Origin of the sequence: Streptomyces sp. NPDC017225, from assembly GCF_044331465.1 — a bacterium.
Taxonomy (GTDB): domain Bacteria; phylum Actinomycetota; class Actinomycetes; order Streptomycetales; family Streptomycetaceae; genus Streptomyces.
Genome location: NZ_JBIRNE010000014.1, coordinates 127,593 through 146,681, shown reverse-complemented (window position 1 = coordinate 146,681; position 19,089 = coordinate 127,593). Strand labels below are relative to the sequence as shown.

The 19,089-nt window shown below is 71.9% G+C and carries 19 protein-coding genes and 1 riboswitch; of the genes, 18 read left to right on the top strand and 1 reads right to left on the bottom strand.

The window, feature by feature from the left end; genetic code table 11:
* The first annotated feature begins 8 nt into the window (after positions 1-8).
* The 8 genes from lepB to ACH4NX_RS27465 all read left to right on the top strand — a co-directional run bounded on the left by lepB (position 9) and on the right by ACH4NX_RS27465 (position 6,990).
* On the top strand, positions 9-785 hold the full coding sequence (gene lepB, locus ACH4NX_RS27500) for a signal peptidase I (protein ID WP_398129039.1): 777 nt from the start codon (positions 9-11) through the stop codon (positions 783-785).
* Entirely contained in the window at positions 775-1,299 is a 525-nt protein-coding gene (locus tag ACH4NX_RS27495) for an NUDIX hydrolase (protein ID WP_351398208.1), read from the top strand. Before lepB ends, ACH4NX_RS27495 begins: the two co-directional genes overlap by 11 nt.
* Positions 1,300-1,355: 56 nt before the next feature.
* Positions 1,356-1,664, top strand: a complete 309-nt coding sequence (locus ACH4NX_RS27490; RefSeq protein ID WP_003993268.1) for a DUF2469 domain-containing protein — start codon at positions 1,356-1,358, stop codon at positions 1,662-1,664.
* 117 nt (positions 1,665-1,781) lie between these two features.
* A complete protein-coding gene (locus ACH4NX_RS27485; RefSeq protein WP_351398210.1) occupies positions 1,782-2,144 on the top strand; it encodes a YraN family protein in 363 nt (120 codons plus the stop codon).
* Complete coding sequence (locus tag ACH4NX_RS27480; protein WP_351398212.1) at positions 2,144-3,769, top strand: ATP-binding protein; 1,626 nt, start codon at positions 2,144-2,146, stop codon at positions 3,767-3,769. The genes ACH4NX_RS27485 and ACH4NX_RS27480 overlap by 1 nt, the downstream gene beginning before the upstream one ends.
* On the top strand, positions 3,766-5,202 hold the full coding sequence (gene dprA / locus ACH4NX_RS27475) for a DNA-processing protein DprA (RefSeq protein WP_398129038.1): 1,437 nt from the start codon (positions 3,766-3,768) through the stop codon (positions 5,200-5,202). The genes ACH4NX_RS27480 and dprA overlap by 4 nt, the downstream gene beginning before the upstream one ends.
* A gap of 259 nt (positions 5,203-5,461) precedes the next feature.
* Entirely contained in the window at positions 5,462-6,304 is an 843-nt protein-coding gene (gene whiG / locus ACH4NX_RS27470; protein WP_345588802.1) for an RNA polymerase sigma factor WhiG, read from the top strand.
* 128 nt (positions 6,305-6,432) lie between these two features.
* Positions 6,433-6,990 carry a TetR/AcrR family transcriptional regulator gene (locus ACH4NX_RS27465; RefSeq protein WP_398129064.1) on the top strand — a complete coding sequence of 186 codons (558 nt, stop codon included), beginning with the start codon at positions 6,433-6,435 and terminating at the stop codon, positions 6,988-6,990.
* A gap of 60 nt (positions 6,991-7,050) precedes the next feature.
* Here ACH4NX_RS27465 and ACH4NX_RS27460 read toward each other — a convergent pair whose 3' ends face one another.
* Positions 7,051-7,671, bottom strand: coding sequence for a murein hydrolase activator EnvC family protein (locus ACH4NX_RS27460; RefSeq protein ID WP_398129037.1), 621 nt, complete (start codon positions 7,669-7,671; stop codon positions 7,051-7,053).
* A 299-nt stretch (positions 7,672-7,970) separates the two neighbouring features.
* On the opposite strand from ACH4NX_RS27460, the gene rpsB reads away from it, so the two are divergent.
* From rpsB to ACH4NX_RS27410, 10 genes are all read left to right on the top strand, one after another.
* On the top strand, positions 7,971-8,927 hold the full coding sequence (rpsB, locus tag ACH4NX_RS27455; protein ID WP_398129036.1) for a 30S ribosomal protein S2: 957 nt from the start codon (positions 7,971-7,973) through the stop codon (positions 8,925-8,927).
* Between the two features lie 158 nt (positions 8,928-9,085).
* Positions 9,086-9,922: a translation elongation factor Ts gene (tsf, locus tag ACH4NX_RS27450; protein ID WP_398129035.1), complete on the top strand. Its 837-nt coding sequence runs from the start codon at positions 9,086-9,088 to the stop codon at positions 9,920-9,922.
* A 203-nt stretch (positions 9,923-10,125) separates the two neighbouring features.
* Positions 10,126-10,887 (top strand): UMP kinase, encoded by a 762-nt coding sequence (gene pyrH / locus ACH4NX_RS27445; protein WP_351398223.1) that lies wholly within the window; start codon positions 10,126-10,128, stop codon positions 10,885-10,887.
* Between the two features lie 181 nt (positions 10,888-11,068).
* Positions 11,069-11,626, top strand: coding sequence for a ribosome recycling factor (frr, locus tag ACH4NX_RS27440; protein WP_279561962.1), 558 nt, complete (start codon positions 11,069-11,071; stop codon positions 11,624-11,626).
* Positions 11,626-12,792: a phosphatidate cytidylyltransferase gene (locus ACH4NX_RS27435; RefSeq protein WP_351398225.1), complete on the top strand. Its 1,167-nt coding sequence runs from the start codon at positions 11,626-11,628 to the stop codon at positions 12,790-12,792. The genes frr and ACH4NX_RS27435 overlap by 1 nt, the downstream gene beginning before the upstream one ends.
* Before the next feature lie 169 nt (positions 12,793-12,961).
* Complete coding sequence (rlmN, locus tag ACH4NX_RS27430; RefSeq protein WP_398129034.1) at positions 12,962-14,074, top strand: 23S rRNA (adenine(2503)-C(2))-methyltransferase RlmN; 1,113 nt, start codon at positions 12,962-12,964, stop codon at positions 14,072-14,074.
* Positions 14,075-14,136: 62 nt separating this feature from the next.
* Positions 14,137-14,243: riboswitch (TPP riboswitch) on the top strand.
* 79 nt (positions 14,244-14,322) lie between these two features.
* Positions 14,323-15,411: a thiamine ABC transporter substrate binding subunit gene (locus ACH4NX_RS27425; protein WP_398129033.1), complete on the top strand. Its 1,089-nt coding sequence runs from the start codon at positions 14,323-14,325 to the stop codon at positions 15,409-15,411.
* Between the two features lie 44 nt (positions 15,412-15,455).
* Positions 15,456-17,057 carry an iron ABC transporter permease gene (locus ACH4NX_RS27420; protein ID WP_351398231.1) on the top strand — a complete coding sequence of 534 codons (1,602 nt, stop codon included), beginning with the start codon at positions 15,456-15,458 and terminating at the stop codon, positions 17,055-17,057.
* A 37-nt stretch (positions 17,058-17,094) separates the two neighbouring features.
* Complete coding sequence (locus tag ACH4NX_RS27415) at positions 17,095-18,129, top strand: ABC transporter ATP-binding protein (RefSeq protein WP_398129032.1); 1,035 nt, start codon at positions 17,095-17,097, stop codon at positions 18,127-18,129.
* A 10-nt stretch (positions 18,130-18,139) separates the two neighbouring features.
* Positions 18,140-18,940: a maleylpyruvate isomerase family mycothiol-dependent enzyme gene (locus ACH4NX_RS27410; RefSeq protein ID WP_351398235.1), complete on the top strand. Its 801-nt coding sequence runs from the start codon at positions 18,140-18,142 to the stop codon at positions 18,938-18,940.
* Positions 18,941-19,089 lie beyond the last annotated feature (149 nt).

The window sequence follows — 19,089 nt, the reverse complement described above, 5'->3', positions numbered from 1 at the left end:
GCGGATCCATGGGTGGCGAGAGCACGACACGTACGGCCCCGCCCGGCGGCGGCACGGACAAGGGCCCGGCGGGCAGCCGGGCCGGGCAGCGACTGTCCGGTCTCGCCGTGGCGCTGGGGCTGGCTCTGTTCCTCGGAGGCTTCGCCTGGGGAGCGGTGGTCTACCGCCCCTACACCGTGCCGACCAGCTCGATGGCGCCGTCGATCGACGCGGGCGACCGGGTGCTGGCCCAGCGCATCGACGGCGGGGACGTCCGCCGCGGTGACGTCGTCGTCTTCGAGGACGAGGCCTGGGCCAACGCCCCGATGGTCAAGCGCGTGGTCGCGGTCGGCGGGGACACCGTCTCCTGCTGCCAGGAGGGCCGGCTCAAGGTCAACGGCAAGGACGTCGACGAGACGTACCTGCCCGACGGAACGCCGGCCCAGCTCAGCGGCTTCCCGACCGTGACCGTCCCCGAGGGCCGCCTGTTCCTGCTCGGCGACCAGCGCGACACCTCCCTGGACTCCACCGCCCACCTCGCCGACGCCGCCGGCGGCACCGTGTCGCGCGGGGCCGTGGACGCCCGTGTCGACGCCGTGGTCTGGCCCATGAACGGCATGCTGGAGCGGCCGACCGGTTTCGAGACGCTGGGCGGTCTCTCCTCGCCGGGACCGCTGCGGACGGTCGTTGCGCTGGTGATCGCCGGGGCCGTGCTGATACTCGGCGGCGCGGCCTACGGTCCCTTCGCCAAGCGGGCCGCCGCCTCCCGCGCCCGGACCGGGACAGGGGCCACCGGTGCCCGCTGAGCCGACGCGGGCGGGGCAGGACTCCTACGCGGGCGGGCTGCGCAGGGTGGCACGGGTGGTGCTGCTCGACCCCGACGACCGCATCCTGCTGCTGCACGGGCACGAACCGGACGATCCGGCCGACGACTGGTGGTTCACCCCCGGCGGTGGCGTGGAGGGCGACGAGACCCGTGAGGAGGCCGCCAGGCGGGAACTCGTCGAGGAGACCGGCATCACCGACATCGAACTCGGCCCGGTGCTGTGGCGGCGCAGGTGCTCCTTCCCCTTCGCGGGGCGCCGCTGGGACCAGGACGAGTGGTACTACCTGGCCCGTACGACCCAGACCTCGACCGAGGCCGCGGGCCTGACCGAGCTGGAGCGGCGCAGTGTCGCCGGATCGCGCTGGTGGACGTGTCAGGAACTGACCCGGGCACATGAGACGGTGTATCCGACCAGACTCGCCGGGCTGCTGCGCAAGCTGCTCGACGAAGGGCCCCCGGCCGGGCCGGTGACCCTGGACACCGAAATCGTCTAGGGGTACACGGGACTGGCGCACAATGGTGGGACCGCACGGCTGAAGGGGAACATGCCATGAGCGCCGAGGACCTCGAGAAGTACGAGACCGAGATGGAGCTCAAGCTCTACCGGGAGTACCGCGATGTCGTCGGTCTGTTCAAGTACGTGATCGAGACCGAGCGGCGCTTCTACCTCACCAACGACTACGAGATGCAGGTGCACTCGGTCCAGGGCGAGGTGTTCTTCGAGGTTTCCATGGCCGACGCCTGGGTCTGGGACATGTACCGGCCGGCCCGGTTCGTGAAGCAGGTGCGGGTGTTGACGTTCAAGGACGTGAACATCGAGGAGTTGAACAAGAGCGACCTGGAGCTTCCCAGCGGCTGACAGGCAACAGGTTTCACTCGTGTGGGTGACGGGCTTGTCCACAGCCGTCTGATCGTCCACCAAGATCCAATAGCTCGCTGAGCTGCCCTCATCGTTGGCGCCGGAGGTGGTGCCGACATGAACGCACGAGGTGCGATGGGCAAGTACGGCGAGACACTCGCCGCCCGCCGGCTGGCCGAGGCCGGGATGGCGGTCCTGGAGCGCAACTGGCGCTGCGGCCGGACCGGCGAGATCGACATCGTCGCCCGGGACGGCGACGCCCTGGTCGTCTGCGAGGTCAAGACCCGCAGGGGCGGCTCCTTCGAGCACCCGATGGCCGCGGTGACCCCCGAGAAGGCGGAGCGGCTGCGAAGGCTCGCCGAACGCTGGATCCAGACCCACGGCGGGGCCCCGCCCGGTGGCGTCCGCATCGACCTGGTCGGTGTGCTCCTCCCGCAGCGCGGTGCACCCGTGGTCGAGCACGCGCGGGGGGTGGCGTGATGGGGTTCGCGCGTACGTGCTCCGTGGCGCTCGTCGGCGTCGAGGGCGTGGTGGTCGAGGTGCAGGCCGACCTCGAACCCGGAGTGGCGGCCTTCACGCTGGTGGGGCTGCCGGACAAGAGCCTGACCGAGAGCCGCGACCGGGTGCGGGCGGCGGTGGTCAACTCGGGTGCGGAGTGGCCGCAGAAGAAGCTGACGGTGGGACTCAGCCCGGCGTCGGTGCCCAAGAGCGGCAGCGGATTCGATCTTGCCGTCGCCGCGTCGGTCCTCGGCGCCGCCGAGCGCATCGACCCCCGGGTGCTCGCCGACATCGTGATGATCGGGGAGCTGGGCCTGGACGGACGGGTGCGACCGGTGCGCGGCATCCTGCCGGCGGTGCTGGCAGCGGCGGAGGCAGGTTACGAGCAGGTCGTCGTCCCGGAGTGCGCAGCGGCCGAGGCGTCCCTGGTGCCCGGTGTGTCGGTGCTCGGCGTACGCAGTCTGCGCCAGCTCATCGCGATCCTCGCCGACGAGCCCGTGCCGGAGGAGGAACCGGACCAGGAGGGCCGGCCCGACCCGCTCCTCGCCGGCCTGCGCATGCCCGGTACGGGCGCCGCCACCGGGATGCGCGGCACGGGAGCGACGCACCACGACCACGGCCACGACCTCGCCGACGTCGTGGGCCAGGAGCCGGCACGCACGGCGGTGGAGATCGCCGCGGCCGGCGGCCACCACCTGTTCCTGGAGGGGCCACCCGGCGCCGGGAAGACCATGCTCGCCGAACGGCTGCCCGCCGTCCTGCCCAGGCTCTGCCGGGCGGAGTCGCTGGAGGTCACCGCGGTGCACTCGGTGGCGGGTCTGTTGCCGCCGGGCAAGCCACTGATCGACGCGGCTCCCTACTGCGCGCCGCACCACTCCGCCACGATGCAGGCCCTGGTCGGCGGTGGTCCCGGCATCGGACGGCCGGGCGCCGTGTCGCTGGCCCACCGAGGTGTGCTCTTTCTGGACGAAACGCCAGAATTCAGCAGCCGCACGCTGGATGCCCTGCGTCAGCCGCTGGAGTCCGGGCACGTCGTCATCGCGCGCAGTGCGGGCGTCGTGCGGTTCCCGGCACGGTTCCTGATGGTGCTGGCCGCCAATCCCTGTCCCTGTGGACGGTTCTCGCGGAAGGAGGACCTGTGCGAGTGCCCGTCCTCGGCGATCCGCCGCTACCAGGCGAGGCTGTCCGGCCCGCTTCTCGACCGGGTCGACCTCCGGGTCGAGGTGGACCGGGTCACCCGCAGCCAGCTGGCCGATACGGCTGTCCGGGGCGACACCACCGCGACGGTCGCCGACCGGGTGCGGGCGGCCCGGGACCGGGCGGCCGCGCGCCTCGCGGACACCCCGTGGCGCTCCAACAGCGAGGTGCCCGGACGGGAGCTCCGCAGCCGCTGGCGCGCCGCGCCCGGTGCGCTGGAGGACGCGGAGAGCAGCCTGGAGCGGGGCGTGCTCACCGCCCGCGGCCTCGACCGGGTCCTGCGTGTCGCCTGGACCGTCGCGGATCTCGTCGGCCACGACCGGCCCGACGCGAGAGATGTCGCCCTGGCGCTGCAACTGCGCACGGGGGTACCGAGGGGCGTCCCCATGGTCCTCGGAGCGCTGACGTGACCGGGGCGGAGGCGGTACCCGAGGACGACGCCATGGCCGAGGGAGGCCGCACTGTCTCCCAGGACGACGATCCGGCCGCGCACGGCGCCGCCCGCGGGGGTGACACCGCTTCCCGCCTGGACACCGTGTCGGGGCGTGATGCCGTGCCCCGGGGCGACGCCTCCCCCCGAAGCGGCGGCGCCGCCCGAGGAGACGCCGTGCCCCGGGAGGTCGACCCCCGAGGTGGGAGCGCGACCCGGGGCGGGGGCGACGGGCCGGGCGACGGCGACGGAGAGGTGTCGGGCGGGCAGGCGGACGACGAGTCGCTCGGCCGGGTCTTTCTCACCCGGGTGCTCGAGCCCGGCGACGAGACCGGCGGGCGGTGGGTGCGGGAGCGCGGCGTCGCGGAGGTGGTGCGGAGGCTGCGCGAGGGCGGCCGGGCCCTGCCGGGGGTGAGCGAGAAGCGGTGGGCCGGGCTGTGCGCCCGGGCGGGCCGGGCCGAGCCGCGCCGGGACCTCGCCGTCGCCCGGACCGCGGGAGTGCGGTTCGTCGCCCCCGGGGCGGCCGAGTGGCCGCGGCAGCTCGACGACCTGGGGGACGCCAGGCCCCTCGGGCTGTGGGTGCGCGGCGGGCCCAGTCTGCGTGTGTGGGCGCTGAGGTCGGTGGCCGTCGTCGGCGCCCGGGCCTGCACCGACTACGGCGCCCACATGGCGGCCACCCTCGCCGCCGGACTCGCCGAACGCGGCTGGGTCGTCGTGTCCGGCGGCGCCTACGGGGTCGACGGCGCCGCGCACCGGGGCGCCCTGGGCGCGGGCGGCGCCACCGCCGCCGTCCTCGCCTGTGGCGTCGACCGCCCCTACCCACCCGGACACAGCGGTCTGATCACCCGGATCGCGGAGCAGGGACTGGTCGTCGGGGAGCTGCCGCCGGGCGATCACCCGACGCCGAGCAGGTTCATCCTGCGCAACCGTGTGATCGCCGCGCTCACCCGGGGCACCGTGGTCGTCGAGGCCGCCTACCGCAGTGGCTCGCTGGTCACGGCACGGGCCGCCCAGCGCCTGGGCCGGCACACGATGGGCGTGCCAGGACCGGCCACCAGCGCGCTGTCGGCGGGGGTGCACGAGCTGCTGCGCGGCGACGCGGTGCTCGTCAACGACGCGGCCGAGGTCGTCGAACTGGTCGGCGACATGGGCGAGCTGCCCCCGGACCGGCGCGGGCCGGTGCTCCCCACCGACCTGCTGGAACCCCGCACTCGCCAGGTACTGGCCGGGCTCCCCGCACGCGGGGTGGCGGCGGCGGCCGAGGTGGCGCGCCGCGCACAGACCACGCGGGACGACGCCATCGCGAGACTGTACGAGCTTCGAGCGCTTGGATACGTCGAACGACACGGCGACGGCTGGAAGTTGACACGCCAGATGATGATGTCGGTCCGCGACGGCCGCGCTCCGTACTGACCCAGCGTGTTCGGCCGTCCGGGGGAACCCCGACGCCCTTGGGAACAGTGGCAGTTGAGGTACTCGAGTGATCACGTAGAGCGATCATCGTGTCCCCTGTGGAGCGTTCAGCGGAACGTATCTGCGTACGGTCCCGCCCCGCTCTTCGCGCACCGCGACAGTCCAGTCACGCTACGCTCACGATGACCCCCACGTAGACAGCAGACCGGCGGCCTCACCCAGGCACACCACATCACGGCAGAACGGCACAAGGCGACGAATGCCCCAGCACACCTCCGGGTCCGACCGGGCGGCGCTCCCCCCAGCCGCCCGCGACGGTGGCAGCGTGCGACCGCCCGCCCCCTCGACGCTCGACGAGCTGTGGCGGTCGTACAAGGCGACGGGGGACGAGCGGCTGCGGGAACAGCTGATCCTGCACTACTCGCCCCTGGTGAAATACGTGGCGGGCAGGGTGAGCGTGGGACTGCCGCCCAACGTCGAGCAGGCGGACTTCGTCTCCTCGGGCGTGTTCGGACTGATCGACGCGATCGAGAAGTTCGACGTCGACCGGGAGATCAAGTTCGAGACGTACGCGATCACCCGGATCCGGGGCGCGATGATCGACGAGCTGCGGGCGCTGGACTGGATCCCGCGTTCGGTCCGGCAGAAGGCGCGGAACGTGGAGCGCGCGTACGCGACGCTGGAGGCACGGCTGCGCCGCACCCCCTCGGAGAGCGAGGTGGCCGTCGAGATGGGGATCGCGGTGGAGGACCTCCACGCGGTGTTCAGCCAGTTGTCGCTGGCCAACGTGGTGGCGCTGGAGGAGTTGCTGCACGCCGGGGGCGAGGGCGGAGGCCGGCTCAGCCTCATGGACACGCTGGAGGACACCGCCGCCGACAATCCGGTGGAGGTCGCCGAGGACCGGGAACTGCGGCGGTTCCTGGCGCGCGCCATCAACACGCTGCCCGAGCGGGAGAAGACCGTCGTCACGCTGTACTACTACGAGGGCCTCACACTCGCCGAGATCGGGAACGTGCTGGGTGTGACGGAGAGCAGGGTCAGCCAGATTCACACCAAGTCGGTGTTGCAGCTGCGGGCGAAGCTGGCGAGTTTCGGCCGCTGACCTGGTGTTATGGCTCGCGGTCGGCCCCACTGGTGACACAGTCGGCGGTCGTGCGGTCGGGTGAGTGACTCCCGTCCCGGGCGGTGCGTCCGTAAAGTGGTGGCGTGCCAAGGATTCGAGCGGCCTCCGTGGCCGAGCACCGGTCGATGCAGCGTGCCGCCCTGCTGGACGCGGCACGCTCCCTGTTGTCCGACGGCGGGACGGAGGCGCTGACCTTCCCGGCCCTCGCCGAACGGACGGGTCTTGCCCGGTCGTCCGTCTACGAGTACTTCCGGTCGCGGGCGGCGGTCGTCGAGGAGTTGTGCGCCGTCGACTTCCCGGTCTGGGCCGCGGAGGTCGAGGCGGCGATGGAGCGCGAGGCGACCCCCGAGGGCAAGGTCGAGGCGTATGTGCGCAAGCAGCTCGACCTGGTAGGGGACCGGCGGCACCGGGCCGTCGTGGCCATCTCCGCCAGCGAGCTCGACGCCGGCGCGCGGGAGAAGATCCGGGCGGCGCACGGCGGGCTGATCGCGATGATCGTCGAGGCGCTGGGGGAGAAGGGGCACGCCCAGCCGCGGCTGGCGGCGATGCTGCTCCAGGGAGTCGTGGACGCGGCCGTGCGCCGGATCGAGCTGGGCGCGGCGGAGGAGCCGACGGCCATCACGGAGGCGGCGGTCTCCATGGCGTTGCGGGGCGTGCGGGGCTGACCGCCCGGGCGGACGGGGCCTCGGGATCACCGTGCCGACCGTGAAGGTGCGGCCAGGCCGTCAGGGCGCCGGGGAAGCCGTCCGTGCCCGCGTGGGGGCGGGCAGGGGGACTCCCAGGACCGGCAGCAGCCTCGACGGGCCCCCGGCGAGCAGCCACGGTGGGAGCACCCGCAGGGGGTTCAGGTAGACGTCGCCCCGCAGCAGGCCCCAGTGCAGGCAGGCCGCGCAGTGGGAGCCCGTCGGTTCCACCGTGCCGAGCACCTCGCCCGCCGCCACCTCGTCGCCCTTCCTCACCGCCACCTCGACCGGCTCGTACGTCGTCCGCAGGGGCGGGTCACCCGTTCCCGTCAGCTCCACCGAGACGACGCCCCGCCCCGCCACCCGCCCCGCGAACGACACCTTCCCCGCCGCCACCGCCCGTACCGGGGCACCGTCCGCCGCGGCGAGGTCCACGCCGCGGTGGCCCGGGCCGTACGGGGTCGCCGGAGGCTCCCAGCCCCGCAGGACCGGGGGCCGGCCGCCGACCGGCCAGTGGCGGGCCACCGTCGGCACCACCGGGCCCGGGCCCGGGACCGGCCCGGCGTCCGCCGCCACCGCCCCCGGTGCCGACACGGCCGACACGGCCGACACGGCCGGTGTCGGTCCCGGGGCCAGGACGGCCAGCAGCACGATCACCCACATACACGCACCCGCACATCGCCTCGCTCGCATGCGAGAACCGTCCCGCGCCGGCACCGATCGCGCCCGGACCTGTGCACCGTTCCCCACTTGTGGACAGCCGCGTCACCCGGTACCCCGTGGGTCCCGTACACTTCTGATGGCGATCCGGGTCACCGGGTCGACTTCGCACGCCCCGACACGAGGCCCGTCCAGGCTGGTGTCAGCGCCCCTCGGTCCTTTGCGGCAGGCGCATCGCGGGCGTCAGGCGCGGGAGCCGTCCGGCTTCCGCGGCACAACCGAGAACTCGAGGAGATACGGCCATGGCCGTCGTCACGATGCGGGAGCTGCTGGAAAGCGGCGTCCACTTCGGTCACCAGACCCGTCGTTGGAACCCGAAGATGAAGCGGTTCATCTTCACGGAGCGCAACGGCATCTACATCATCGACCTGCTCCAGTCGCTGTCGTACATCGACCGCGCCTACGAGTTCGTCAAGGAGACCGTCGCCCACGGCGGCACGGTCATGTTCGTCGGCACGAAGAAGCAGGCGCAGGAGGCCATCGCCGAGCAGGCCACCCGCGTCGGCATGCCCTACGTCAACCAGCGCTGGCTGGGCGGCATGCTCACCAACTTCTCGACCGTCTACAAGCGCCTGCAGCGCCTGAAGGAGCTCGAGCAGATCGACTTCGAGGACGTGGCCGCCTCCGGCCTCACCAAGAAGGAGCTGCTCGTCCTCTCCCGCGAGAAGGCCAAGCTGGAGAAGACCCTCGGCGGTATCCGCGAGATGTCCAAGGTGCCCAGCGCCGTCTGGATCGTGGACACCAAGAAGGAGCACATCGCGGTCGGCGAGGCCCGGAAGCTCAACATCCCGGTCGTCGCCATCCTCGACACCAACTGCGACCCCGACGAGGTCGACTACAAGATCCCGGGCAACGACGACGCGATCCGCTCCGTCACCCTGCTCACCCGCGTGATCGCCGACGCCGTCGCCGAGGGCCTCATCGCCCGCTCCGGCGCCGCTGCCGGCGACAAGGGTGACAAGGCCGCCGGCGAGCCGCTCGCCGCGTGGGAGCGCGACCTGCTCGAGGGCGAGAAGGCCGAGAAGACGGCCGACGCCGAGACCGCCGAGAAGCCCGCCGAGGCTCCGGCCGCCGAGGCCGCCCCCGCCGAGGCCGCCCCCGCCGAGGAGGCCCCCGCCACCGAGGCCGCGGCCACCGAGGCTCCGGCCGAAGAGGCGCCCGCCGCCGAGGCTCCGGCCGCCGAGGGCGAGCAGGCCTGACCGTCCCGTCGGAGTGGACGGCGGGAGCGGTGACATCGAAACCGCTCCCGCCGTCCACCCGTAGGTCGGTGGAAGGTCATGGACCCGCAGCTCCACGCGCAGGTCCGTGATCCCGCAGATCTTCGATCTTCCACACTTCCAGAAAGATTCACAGACTCATGGCGAACTACACCGCCGCCGACGTCAAGAAGCTTCGTGAGCTCACCGGCGCCGGCATGATGGACTGCAAGAAGGCACTGGACGAGGCCGAGGGCAGCGTCGAGAAGGCCGTCGAGGCGCTCCGCATCAAGGGTCAGAAGGGCGTCGCCAAGCGCGAGGGCCGCTCTGCCGAGAACGGCGCCGTCGTCTCGATCATCGCCGACGACAACACCTCCGGTGTCCTCGTCGAGCTGAAGTGCGAGACGGACTTCGTCGCCAAGGGCGACAAGTTCCAGAACGTCGCCAAGGCCATCGCCGAGCACGTCGCCAAGGCCGCCCCGGCCGACCTCGAGGCGCTGCTCGCCTCCGAGATCGAGCCCGGCAAGACCGTCCAGGCGTTCGTGGACGAGGCCAACGCCAACCTCGGCGAGAAGATCGTCCTGGACCGCTTCGCGCAGTTCTCCGGCGGCTTCGTGACCGCGTACATGCACCGCACGATGCCCGACCTGCCCCCGCAGATCGGTGTCCTCGTCGAGCTGGACAAGCCGAACGCCGAGATCGCCAAGGGCGTCGCCCAGCACATCGCCGCCTTCGCGCCGAAGTACCTCTCCAAGGAGGACGTCCCGGCCGAGGTCGTCGAGTCCGAGCGTCGCGTCGCCGAGGAGACCACCCGCGCCGAGGGCAAGCCCGAGGCCGCCCTGCCGAAGATCGTCGAGGGTCGCCTCAACGGCTTCTTCAAGGACGCCACGCTGCTGGGCCAGCCCTACGCGCTCGACAACAAGAAGTCCGTCCAGAAGGTTCTGGACGAGGCCGGTGTCTCCCTGAAGCGCTTCTCGCGCATCAAGGTCGGCATCTGAGTCCGTACCGCGACGGACGTGCGACCCCGGTAGGGTCGACAGCAGTCGTCGGCGCCGTTCGCGTACGCCTTCGGGTACGCGCGTGTGGCGCCGGGCGACAGCAGATCTGACGAGGAGGCCATTGCCGCGTATGGGATGCGAATCACGCCCCACCGGCAGTGGCCTTCTTCGTGTGTGACCCACGTAAAAGAGGCGAGATCTCCATGACCACCACCAAGGCCGAGAAGAGCGACGACGGCAAAGTACGCGGCCGTTTCATGCTGAAGCTGTCCGGAGAGGCCTTCTCCGGCGGTGGGGGCCTGGGCGTCGACCCCGACGTGGTGCACGCCATCGCCCGCGAGATCGCGGCTGTCGTCCGGGACGGCGCGCAGGTCGCGATCGTCATCGGCGGCGGCAACTTCTTCCGTGGCGCCGAGCTGCAGGTACGCGGCATGGACCGCGCCCGCTCCGACTACATGGGCATGCTCGGCACCGTGATGAACTGCCTGGCCCTCCAGGACTTCCTGGAGAAGGAGGGCGTCGACTGCCGCGTGCAGACCGCCATCACCATGGGCCAGGTCGCCGAGCCGTACATCCCGCTGCGCGCCGTGCGTCACCTGGAGAAGGGCCGCGTGGTCATCTTCGGCGCCGGCATGGGCATGCCCTACTTCTCCACCGACACCACCGCCGCCCAGCGCGCTCTCGAGATCGACGCCGAGGCCCTGCTCATGGGCAAGAACGGCGTGGACGGGGTCTACGACTCCGACCCGAAGACCAACCCCGACGCCGTGAAGTTCGACGCGCTCGGCTACGGCGAGGTCATCACCCGCGACCTGAAGGTCGCCGACGCCACGGCCGTCACGCTCTGCCGCGACAACAGCCTCCCGATCGTGGTCTTCGAGCTCCTGAAGGAGGGCAATATCGCCCGCGCCGTCAAGGGTGAGAAGATCGGCACGCTTGTGGGTGACCAAAGCAGCCGGGACTGACCGGCGAACCACCCCCCGTCCGCGGACGCCACCTGTCCGGGGGACGGACGGGACGGGGCCGGGCCGGGGGATGGACAATGTCCCGACGGTCGGGAACCGTGCAGGAAGAACGCGACGCAGCCGGCCGCCGCCCCGACAGGGAACCGCAGCCGGGCCTACTCAAGACACGCAGGAGCAAGTGGTGATCGAAGAGACCCTCCTCGAGGCCGAGGAGAAGATGGAGAAGGCCGTCGTGGTCGCCAAGGAGGACTTCGCCGCGATCCGCACCGGCCGTGCGCACCCGGCGATGTTCAACAAGATCGTGGCCGACTACTACGGCGCGCTGACGCCGATCAACCAGCTGGCCTCGTTCTCCGTGCCCGAGCCGCGCATGGCCGTGGTGACCCCCTTCGACAAGAGCGCCCTGCGCAACATCGAACAGGCGATCCGCGACTCCGACCTGGGCGTCAACCCGAGCAACGACGGAAACATCATCCGGGTGGTGTTCCCCGAGCTCACCGAGGAGCGCCGCCGCGACTACATCAAGGTCGCCAAGAGCAAGGCCGAGGACGCCAAGGTCTCCATCCGCTCCGTGCGCCGCAAGGCCAAGGACACCATCGACAAGATGGTCAAGGACGGCGACGTCGGCGAGGACGAGGGCCGCCGCGCGGAGAAGGAACTCGACGACACCACCGCCAAGTACGTCGCCCAGGTGGACGAGCTCCTGAAGCACAAGGAAGCGGAGCTGCTCGAGGTCTGATGAACGACTCTTCCTGGGGAGCGCCGCCGCCACAAGCCGGGTACTGGGGGCCGTCCGACCAGGGACCTGTCCGGGGCGCTGCCCCGGCGGGTCCCACGTACGACGCGCACTACGCGCAGCAGACTCGCCCCATGCCCATCGTGCCCGGCGTACCTGAACACGGCGGAGACCAGGACGACGACCAGGGGACCGCTCGGCTGAGCGGTCCCCTGTTCCGAGACGAGCCGCCGCGCGACGACGCGTACCGCGGTGAGAATCCGTCGGCGCGGCCGTATGCGGCGGTGCCGCAGAATCCGGAGCCCATGCCCGACGCCCCCCAGCCGGCGCAGCCGCAGCCGCAGCCGCAGAAGAAGACCGCGGGGCGTGACCTGGGTGCCGCGATAGGGGTCGGCCTCGGACTGGCCGCCGTGATCGTGGCGTCGCTGTTCGTCGTCAAGGCCGTCTTCGTCGGCGTGATCGTGGTCGCCGTCGTGGTGGGCCTGTGGGAGCTGACCAAGCGGCTCCAGGAGCGCAAGGGCATCAAGGCACCCCTCGTGCCGCTCGCGATCGGCGGCGCGGCGATGGTGGTCGCCGGGTACGTCCGGGGCTCCGAGGGCGCGTGGGTCGCCATGGCGCTCACGGCACTCGCGGTCCTCGTATGGCGGATGACCGAGCCGCCGGAGGGCTACCTCAGGGACGTCACGGCAGGCCTCTTCGCGGCGTTCTACGTGCCCTTCCTGGCCACGTTCGTCGCGATGATGCTCATGGCGGACGACGGCGCATGGCGTGTCCTCGTCTTCCTGATACTGACGGTCGTCAGCGACACCGGCGCCTACGCCGTCGGCTGGCGCTTCGGCAGGACCAAGCTCGCCCCGCGCATCAGCCCCGGCAAGACCCGGGAGGGCCTGCTCGGCGCGGTCGCGTTCGCGATGGTGGCGGGCGCGCTGTGCATGCAGTTCCTGATCGACGGCGGCACCTGGTGGCAGGGCCTGCTGCTCGGCCTCGTCGTCGCCGTCAGCGCCACGCTGGGCGACCTCGGCGAGTCCATGATCAAGCGGGACCTCGGCATCAAGGACATGGGCACGCTGCTCCCGGGCCACGGCGGCATCATGGACCGCCTGGACTCGCTGCTGCCCACGGCGCCGGTGGTGTGGCTGCTGCTGGTGATCTTCGTCGGATCGGGTTGACAGCGTTCAGGTAGTCTGGAAGGGCCCGCACGGTCGCGGGCCCTTTCGTGTTTCCCCGCCCACGCGGGGGTTGTCCGGTGAGGTCTCCTGGCTTCGGCATGGCTCTGCCGTCGTCCCCGCGTGAGCGGGGATTCGCCACAGGCCCGTCGTCATGAGGAGTTGTCCAACCGTGGCCCGTCCCGCCCCAGGTGAGCTCACCTTCGTCGCGCCCCGCGCAGCGAAGCGGCCGCCTCGGCACCTCGCCGACCTCACGCCCGCGGAGCGCAAGGAGGCCGTCGCCGCGATCGGCGAGAAGCCGTTCCGCGCCAAGCAGCTCTCGCAGCACTACTTCGCGCGGTACGCGCACGACCCCCAGCAGTGGACCGACATCCCGGCCGGCGCGCGCCAGGGCCTCCAGGAGGCGCTGCTGCCCGAGCTGATGACGGTCGTGCGGCATCTGTCGACCGACCAGGGCACCACGCGCAAGACGCTGTGGAAGCTGTTCGACGGGACGCTCGTCGAGTCCGTCCTCATGCGTTACCCGGACCGGGTGACCATGTGCATCAGCTCCCAGGCCGGCTGCGGCATGAACTGCCCGTTCTGCGCCACCGGACAGGCCGGCCTGGACCGGAACCTGTCGACGGCCGAGATCGTGCACCAGATCGTGGACGGCATGCGGGCGCTCAGGGACGGCGAGGTCCCGGGGGGACCGGCCCGGCTCAGCAACATCGTGTTCATGGGCATGGGCGAGCCCCTCGCCAACTACAACCGGGTCGTCGGTTCCATCCGCCGCCTCACCGACCCCGAGCCCGACGGGCTGGGCCTCTCCCAGCGCGGCATCACCGTCTCCACCGTCGGTCTCGTCCCGGCCATCCACCGCTTCACCGGCGAGGGATTCAAGTGCCGCCTCGCCATCTCGCTGCACGCGCCCGACGACGAGCTGCGCGACACCCTCGTCCCCGTCAACACGCGCTGGAAGGTGCGTGAGGTGCTGGACGCCGGGTTCGAGTACGCGGCCACGTCCGGACGCCGGCTGTCGATCGAGTACGCGCTGATCCGGGACATCAACGACCAGGCGTGGCGTGGCGACCGGCTCGGGCGGCTGCTCAAGGGCAGGCCCGTGCACGTCAACCTCATCCCGCTCAACCCCACGCCGGGCTCGAAGTGGACCGCGTCGCGGCCCGAGGACGAGAAGGCGTTCGTGGAGGCGATCGCGGCGCATGGTGTGCCGGTGACGATCCGGGACACCCGTGGGCAGGAGATCGACGGGGCGTGTGGTCAGCTCGCCGCGAGCGAGCGGTAACCTGACCGACGTCAGCACCTCGTCGTACGACAGCTGCGTACGTCATACAGAACCACATCTTCATATTCCGACAGGGGAGCGCCACAGCGCTGAGAGTGCGGCACCGGGCCGCAGACCCTCCGAACCTGGCCCAGGTCATTCTGGGTAGGGAGATCGGTCACCACTCGAGCTGTTGCGCCCTGCCCGGGACCCTCGCCAGGGGTCCCGGGCGGGGCCGCGTCTTCTCCTGGTCTCCCAGGAGGAATTCAGTGAGCATCACCAAGAAGGCCACCGTCCTGGCCGTCGGCCTCGGCATGGTCGCCGGCCTGTCCGCGTGCGGATCGTCGTCCGGCGGCGACAGCCGGGGCGCCGGCGACTCCGAGACCGTGACCCTGGTCAGCCACAACTCGTGGGCCGTGTCGAAGGACGTCATCGCCGCCTTCGAGCAGAGCTCCGGCTACAAGGTCCAGGTCCTGGAGGACGGCGACGCCGGGCAGGCCGTCAACAAGGCGGTCCTCACCAAGGACAACCCGCAGGGCGACGTCTTCTTCGGCGTCGACAACACACTGCTCTCCCGCGCCCTCGACAACGGGCTGTTCCAGCCGTACGAGGCGAAGGGCTCCGACCTGGTCCTCCCCGAGTACCGGGCCGACCAGGACGAGCACCGGGTCACCCCCGTCACCACCGGCGACGTCTGCGTCAACTACGACAAGGCGTACTTCAGCGAGCACGGGCTGACCCCGCCGGACTCCTTCGACGACCTGGTCGAGCCCGAGTACGAGGACCTGCTCGTCACCGAGAACGCGGGCAGTTCCTCGCCCGGCCTCGGCTTCCTGCTCGGCACCGCCGCCGAGTACGGCGACGAGGGCTGGCAGGACTACTGGAAGAAGCTGAAGGCGAACGGCGTCAAGGTCGTCGACAGCTGGGAGCAGGCCTACAACGAGGAGTTCTCCGGCTCGTCCGGCGGCAAGAAGGCCAAGGGCGACCGCCCGCTCGTCGTCTCCTACGCCTCGTCCCCGCCCGCCGAGGTCATCTACGCCGATCCGCAGCCGGCCACGGCGCCGACGGGTGTCGCCACCGGCACCTGCTTCCGCCAGGTCGAGTACGCGGGTCTGCTGAGCAACGCCGGGAACCCCGAGGGCGGCAAGGCACTCCTCGACTTCCTGCTCGGCAAGGAGTTCCAGGACGACATGCCGCTGAACATGTTCGTCTACCCGGTGCGGGAGGGCGCGGAGATCCCCGAGGCGTTCCGGAAGTTCGGGCCGCAGGCCGAGGACCCGCGGACCATGGACCCGGCGAAGATCGCCGACAACCGCGACCAGTGGGTCAAGTCGTGGACCTCACTCGTACTCAAGTAGCCGGGCGCCGGCGACGCACGGGGAACGCGGCGCGGCTGGCCCTGATGGCCGTGCCCGTCGCGTTCTTCGCGGTGTTCTTCGCCTACCCCGTCGCCGCGATCGTCGCGCGCGGACTGGAGATCGACGGCACCTGGCGGTTCGGGCGGATCGGGGAGGTGCTCGCGCAGTCCGACGTGCGGCACGTGCTGTGGTTCACCACCTGGCAGGCGCTGGCCTCCACCGCGCTCACCCTGCTGATCGCCCTGCCGGGTGCCTACGTCCTCGCCCGCTTCGACTTCCCCGGCAAGCAGGTGCTGCGGGCGGTGGTGACCGTGCCGTTCGTGCTGCCGACGGTCGTCGTCGGTACGGCCTTCCTGGCGCTGGTGGGGCGTGGCGGACTGCTCGACGAGCTGTGGGGCGTACGGCTGGACACCACCGTGTGGGCGATCCTGCTCGCGCACGTCTTCTTCAACTACGCCGTCGTCGTACGCACCGTCGGCGGCCTCTGGTCGCAACTCGACCCGCGGCAGGAGGAGGCCGCGCGGATGCTCGGCGCCTCGCGGCTGAGAGCCTGGCGGCAGGTGACACTGCCCGCGCTCGCACCGGCCGTGGCCGCCGCCGCGCTGATGGTGTTCCTGTTCACCTTCACCTCCTTCGGCGTGGTCCAGATCCTCGGCGGACCGGCCTTCTCCACCCTGGAGGTGGAGATCTACCGGCAGACCTCCCAGATCTTCGATCTGTCCACGGCCGCCGTGCTGACGCTGATCCAGTTCGCCGCGGTGGCCGCCGTCCTCGCCGTGCACGCCTGGACGGTTCGGCGGCGGGAGACGGCCCTGAGGCTGGTGGACGCGGCCGCGACCGCGCGCCGGCCGCGCGGGACGGGGCAGTGGGCCCTGCTGGCCGGGGTCCTGGTCACCATCGCCGTGCTACTGGTGCTGCCGCTCGCCGTGCTGGTCGAGCGGTCGCTGGGCGCACCCGGCTTCGGCTACTACCGGGCGCTGACCCGCGAGGACGGCGGCACCTTCCTCGTCCCGCCCATCGAGGCGATCGGCAACTCCCTCCAGTACGCTGCCGCCGCCACCGCCATCGCCGTGGTGATCGGCGCGCTGGCCGCCACCGCGCTCACCCGCCGCGACGCGGGCCGCTTCGTACGCGGCTTCGACGCGCTGCTGATGCTGCCGCTCGGGGTGTCCGCGGTGACCGTCGGCTTCGGGTTCCTGATCGCGCTGGACGAACCCCCGCTGGACCTCCGGTCGTCCTGGTTCCTGGTGCCGCTCGCGCAGGCGCTGGTCGGCGTCCCCTTCGTCGTACGGACCATGCTGCCGGTGCTGCGGGCGGTGGACGCACGGCTGCGGGAGGCGGCGTCCGTGCTCGGGGCGTCGCCGTGGCGGGTGTGGCGGGAGGTCGACCTGCCGATGGTGCGGCGGGCGCTGCTGGTCGCGGCCGGGTTCGCCTTCGCGGTGTCGCTCGGGGAGTTCGGGGCGACCGTGTTCATCGCGCGGCCCGACAACCCGACGCTGCCGGTGGCCGTGGCGCGGCTGCTGGGGCGGCCCGGTGACATGAACTACGGCCAGGCCATGGCCCTTTCGACGATTCTGATGCTGGTGTGCGCGGTGGCCCTGGTGGTGCTGGAGCGGCTGCGGACCGACCGGAGCGGGGAGTTCTAGGGATGCGGGAGTTTCTGGAAGTGCGGGAGTGCTGGGAATGCTGCTGAGCCTTGAGGGCGCGACCGTCCGTTTCGGCGGGCGGGCCGTGCTCGACGCCGTCGACCTCGGTGTCGCCCAGCACGAGGTGGTGTGCGTGCTCGGACCCAGCGGCAGCGGCAAGTCGACCCTGTTGCGGGCGGTCGCCGGGCTCCAGCCGCTGGACGCCGGACGGGTGACGCTGGACGGACGGGACCAGTCCGGGGTGCCCGCGCACAAGCGCGAGGTCGGGCTGATGTTCCAGGACCACCAGCTCTTCCCGCAGCGGGACGTGGCCGGAAACATCGCTTTCGGGCCGCGGATGCGTGGCGCGTCCCGTACCGAACAGCGTGATCGGGTCGGGGAGTTGCTGGAACTGGTCGGGCTGCCGGGTGCCGCTCACCGGTCCGTCGCCGCGCTCTCCGGCGGTGAGCAGCAACGGGTGGCGCTGGCTCGCGCCCTCGCGCCCCGGCCCCGGCTGCTGATGCTGGACGAGCCGCTGGGGCAGCTCGACCGCTCGCTGCGGGAGCGGCTCGTGGTGGAGCTGCGGGAGCTGTTCGGGCGACTGGGCACCACCGTGCTCGCCGTGACCCACGACCAGGGCGAGGCCTTCGCGCTCGCCGACCGGGTCGTCGTGATGCGGGACGGGCGGATCGCCCAGTCGGGGACACCGCTCGAGGTGTGGCAGCGGCCGGTCGACGCCTTCGTGGCCCGCTTCCTCGGCTTCGACAACGTCGTCGAGGCGACCGTCGCCGGGCAGGCCGCGGACACCCCGTGGGGCAAGGTGCCGGTCCCCGACGACGCCCCGCAGGGCACGCACGCCCTGCTCGTACGGCCCGCCGGGGTCCGGCTGGTGCCCGCCGACGAGGGCCTGCGCTGCACGGTCACCGCCCGCACCTTCCGGGGCACCCACGTCGCCGTCCACCTCCAGCCCGAGCACGCGCCGCGCCTGGAGGCGGCGTGCGCGCTGCGGGCGGCGCCGGAGGTCGGGGACGCCGTCGGGGTGGAGTTCGACGCGGCGGAAATCGCCGTGCTCCAGGGATCGTCCCGCTCGTAGGGTGACGGGCATGACACTCCTCGCCCATGACCGCTACTGCGACGAGATCGCCTGTCAGGTAGCCCGGTTCGGGTCCGTGCTGTCCTCCGGCGCCGACCTGTCCGCCACCGTGCCGACCTGCCCGGAGTGGACCCTGGAGGACCTGGTGCGGCACGTCGGCCGGGCCCTGCGCTGGACGGAACTGATCGTCCGCACCCGTGCCGGGGAGGAGGTCCCGTTGGACCGGGCGCCGGGCTCGGAAGGACCCGGGACGCGGGGGGACGCGGCCGCGCTGGAGGCATGGCTGGGGGAGTCCGGCGAGGCGGTCGTGCGCGCGCTGCGCGAGGCCGGGCCGGACGGGCGGGCGTGGTCGTGGTCCGGGAACCACACCGCGGGCTTCTGGGCCCGCCGGACGACCCACGAACTCGTCGTCCACGGGGCGGACGCGGCACTCGCGGCGGACCGGCCCTTCGAAGCCGTCGCGGCCGACGTGGCGGCGGACGCGATCGACGAGTGGCTGGACATCGTGCGGTTCGTGCAGCGGGTCCTTCCGGACGGGCCGACGAGGGAACTGCGGGCGCCGGGCCGGAGTATCCACCTGCACGCCACGGACACCGCGGCCGACCTGAACGCGGAGTGGCTGGTCGAGCTTCCGGAGGACGGCGTCATCTGGCGCCGCGGCCACGAGAAGGCGACCGTGGCACTGCGCGGGCCGCTCACGGACGTGCTACTGGCCTTCTACCGCAGGCTTCCGCCGGACGCCCCCGGACTCCAGGTGCTCGGCGACCGCGAGCTGCTGGAACTCTGGCTGGAGAAGGCGACGTTCGGCTGACCCGAGAGGACGCGAGGAGACCACGACGCGGTGGTGGGGCGGCCCCCCGGGGGGGGGGGGGCCCCCCCCCCCGGGGGCGGCCGCCGGGGGGGGGGGGGGGGCGGGGGGGGTGGCCCCCGCGCCGCCCCCCCCCCAAAAAACCCCGGCCC

Coding starts and splice junctions, on each gene's coding strand:
- ACH4NX_RS27420 (WP_351398231.1), top strand. CDS start 15,456: ATGGCCGTGCCCGTCGCGTTCTTCGCGGTGTTCTTCGCCTACCCCGTC.
- tsf (WP_398129035.1), top strand. CDS start 9,086: ATGGCGAACTACACCGCCGCCGACGTCAAGAAGCTTCGTGAGCTCACC.
- rpsB (WP_398129036.1), top strand. CDS start 7,971: ATGGCCGTCGTCACGATGCGGGAGCTGCTGGAAAGCGGCGTCCACTTC.
- ACH4NX_RS27415 (WP_398129032.1), top strand. CDS start 17,095: ATGCTGCTGAGCCTTGAGGGCGCGACCGTCCGTTTCGGCGGGCGGGCC.
- whiG (WP_345588802.1), top strand. CDS start 5,462: ATGCCCCAGCACACCTCCGGGTCCGACCGGGCGGCGCTCCCCCCAGCC.
- ACH4NX_RS27490 (WP_003993268.1), top strand. CDS start 1,356: ATGAGCGCCGAGGACCTCGAGAAGTACGAGACCGAGATGGAGCTCAAG.
- ACH4NX_RS27410 (WP_351398235.1), top strand. CDS start 18,140: ATGACACTCCTCGCCCATGACCGCTACTGCGACGAGATCGCCTGTCAG.
- ACH4NX_RS27485 (WP_351398210.1), top strand. CDS start 1,782: ATGAACGCACGAGGTGCGATGGGCAAGTACGGCGAGACACTCGCCGCC.
- pyrH (WP_351398223.1), top strand. CDS start 10,126: ATGACCACCACCAAGGCCGAGAAGAGCGACGACGGCAAAGTACGCGGC.
- lepB (WP_398129039.1), top strand. CDS start 9: ATGGGTGGCGAGAGCACGACACGTACGGCCCCGCCCGGCGGCGGCACG.
- ACH4NX_RS27460 (WP_398129037.1), bottom strand. CDS start 7,671: ATGTGGGTGATCGTGCTGCTGGCCGTCCTGGCCCCGGGACCGACACCG.
- ACH4NX_RS27435 (WP_351398225.1), top strand. CDS start 11,626: ATGAACGACTCTTCCTGGGGAGCGCCGCCGCCACAAGCCGGGTACTGG.
- ACH4NX_RS27480 (WP_351398212.1), top strand. CDS start 2,144: ATGGGGTTCGCGCGTACGTGCTCCGTGGCGCTCGTCGGCGTCGAGGGC.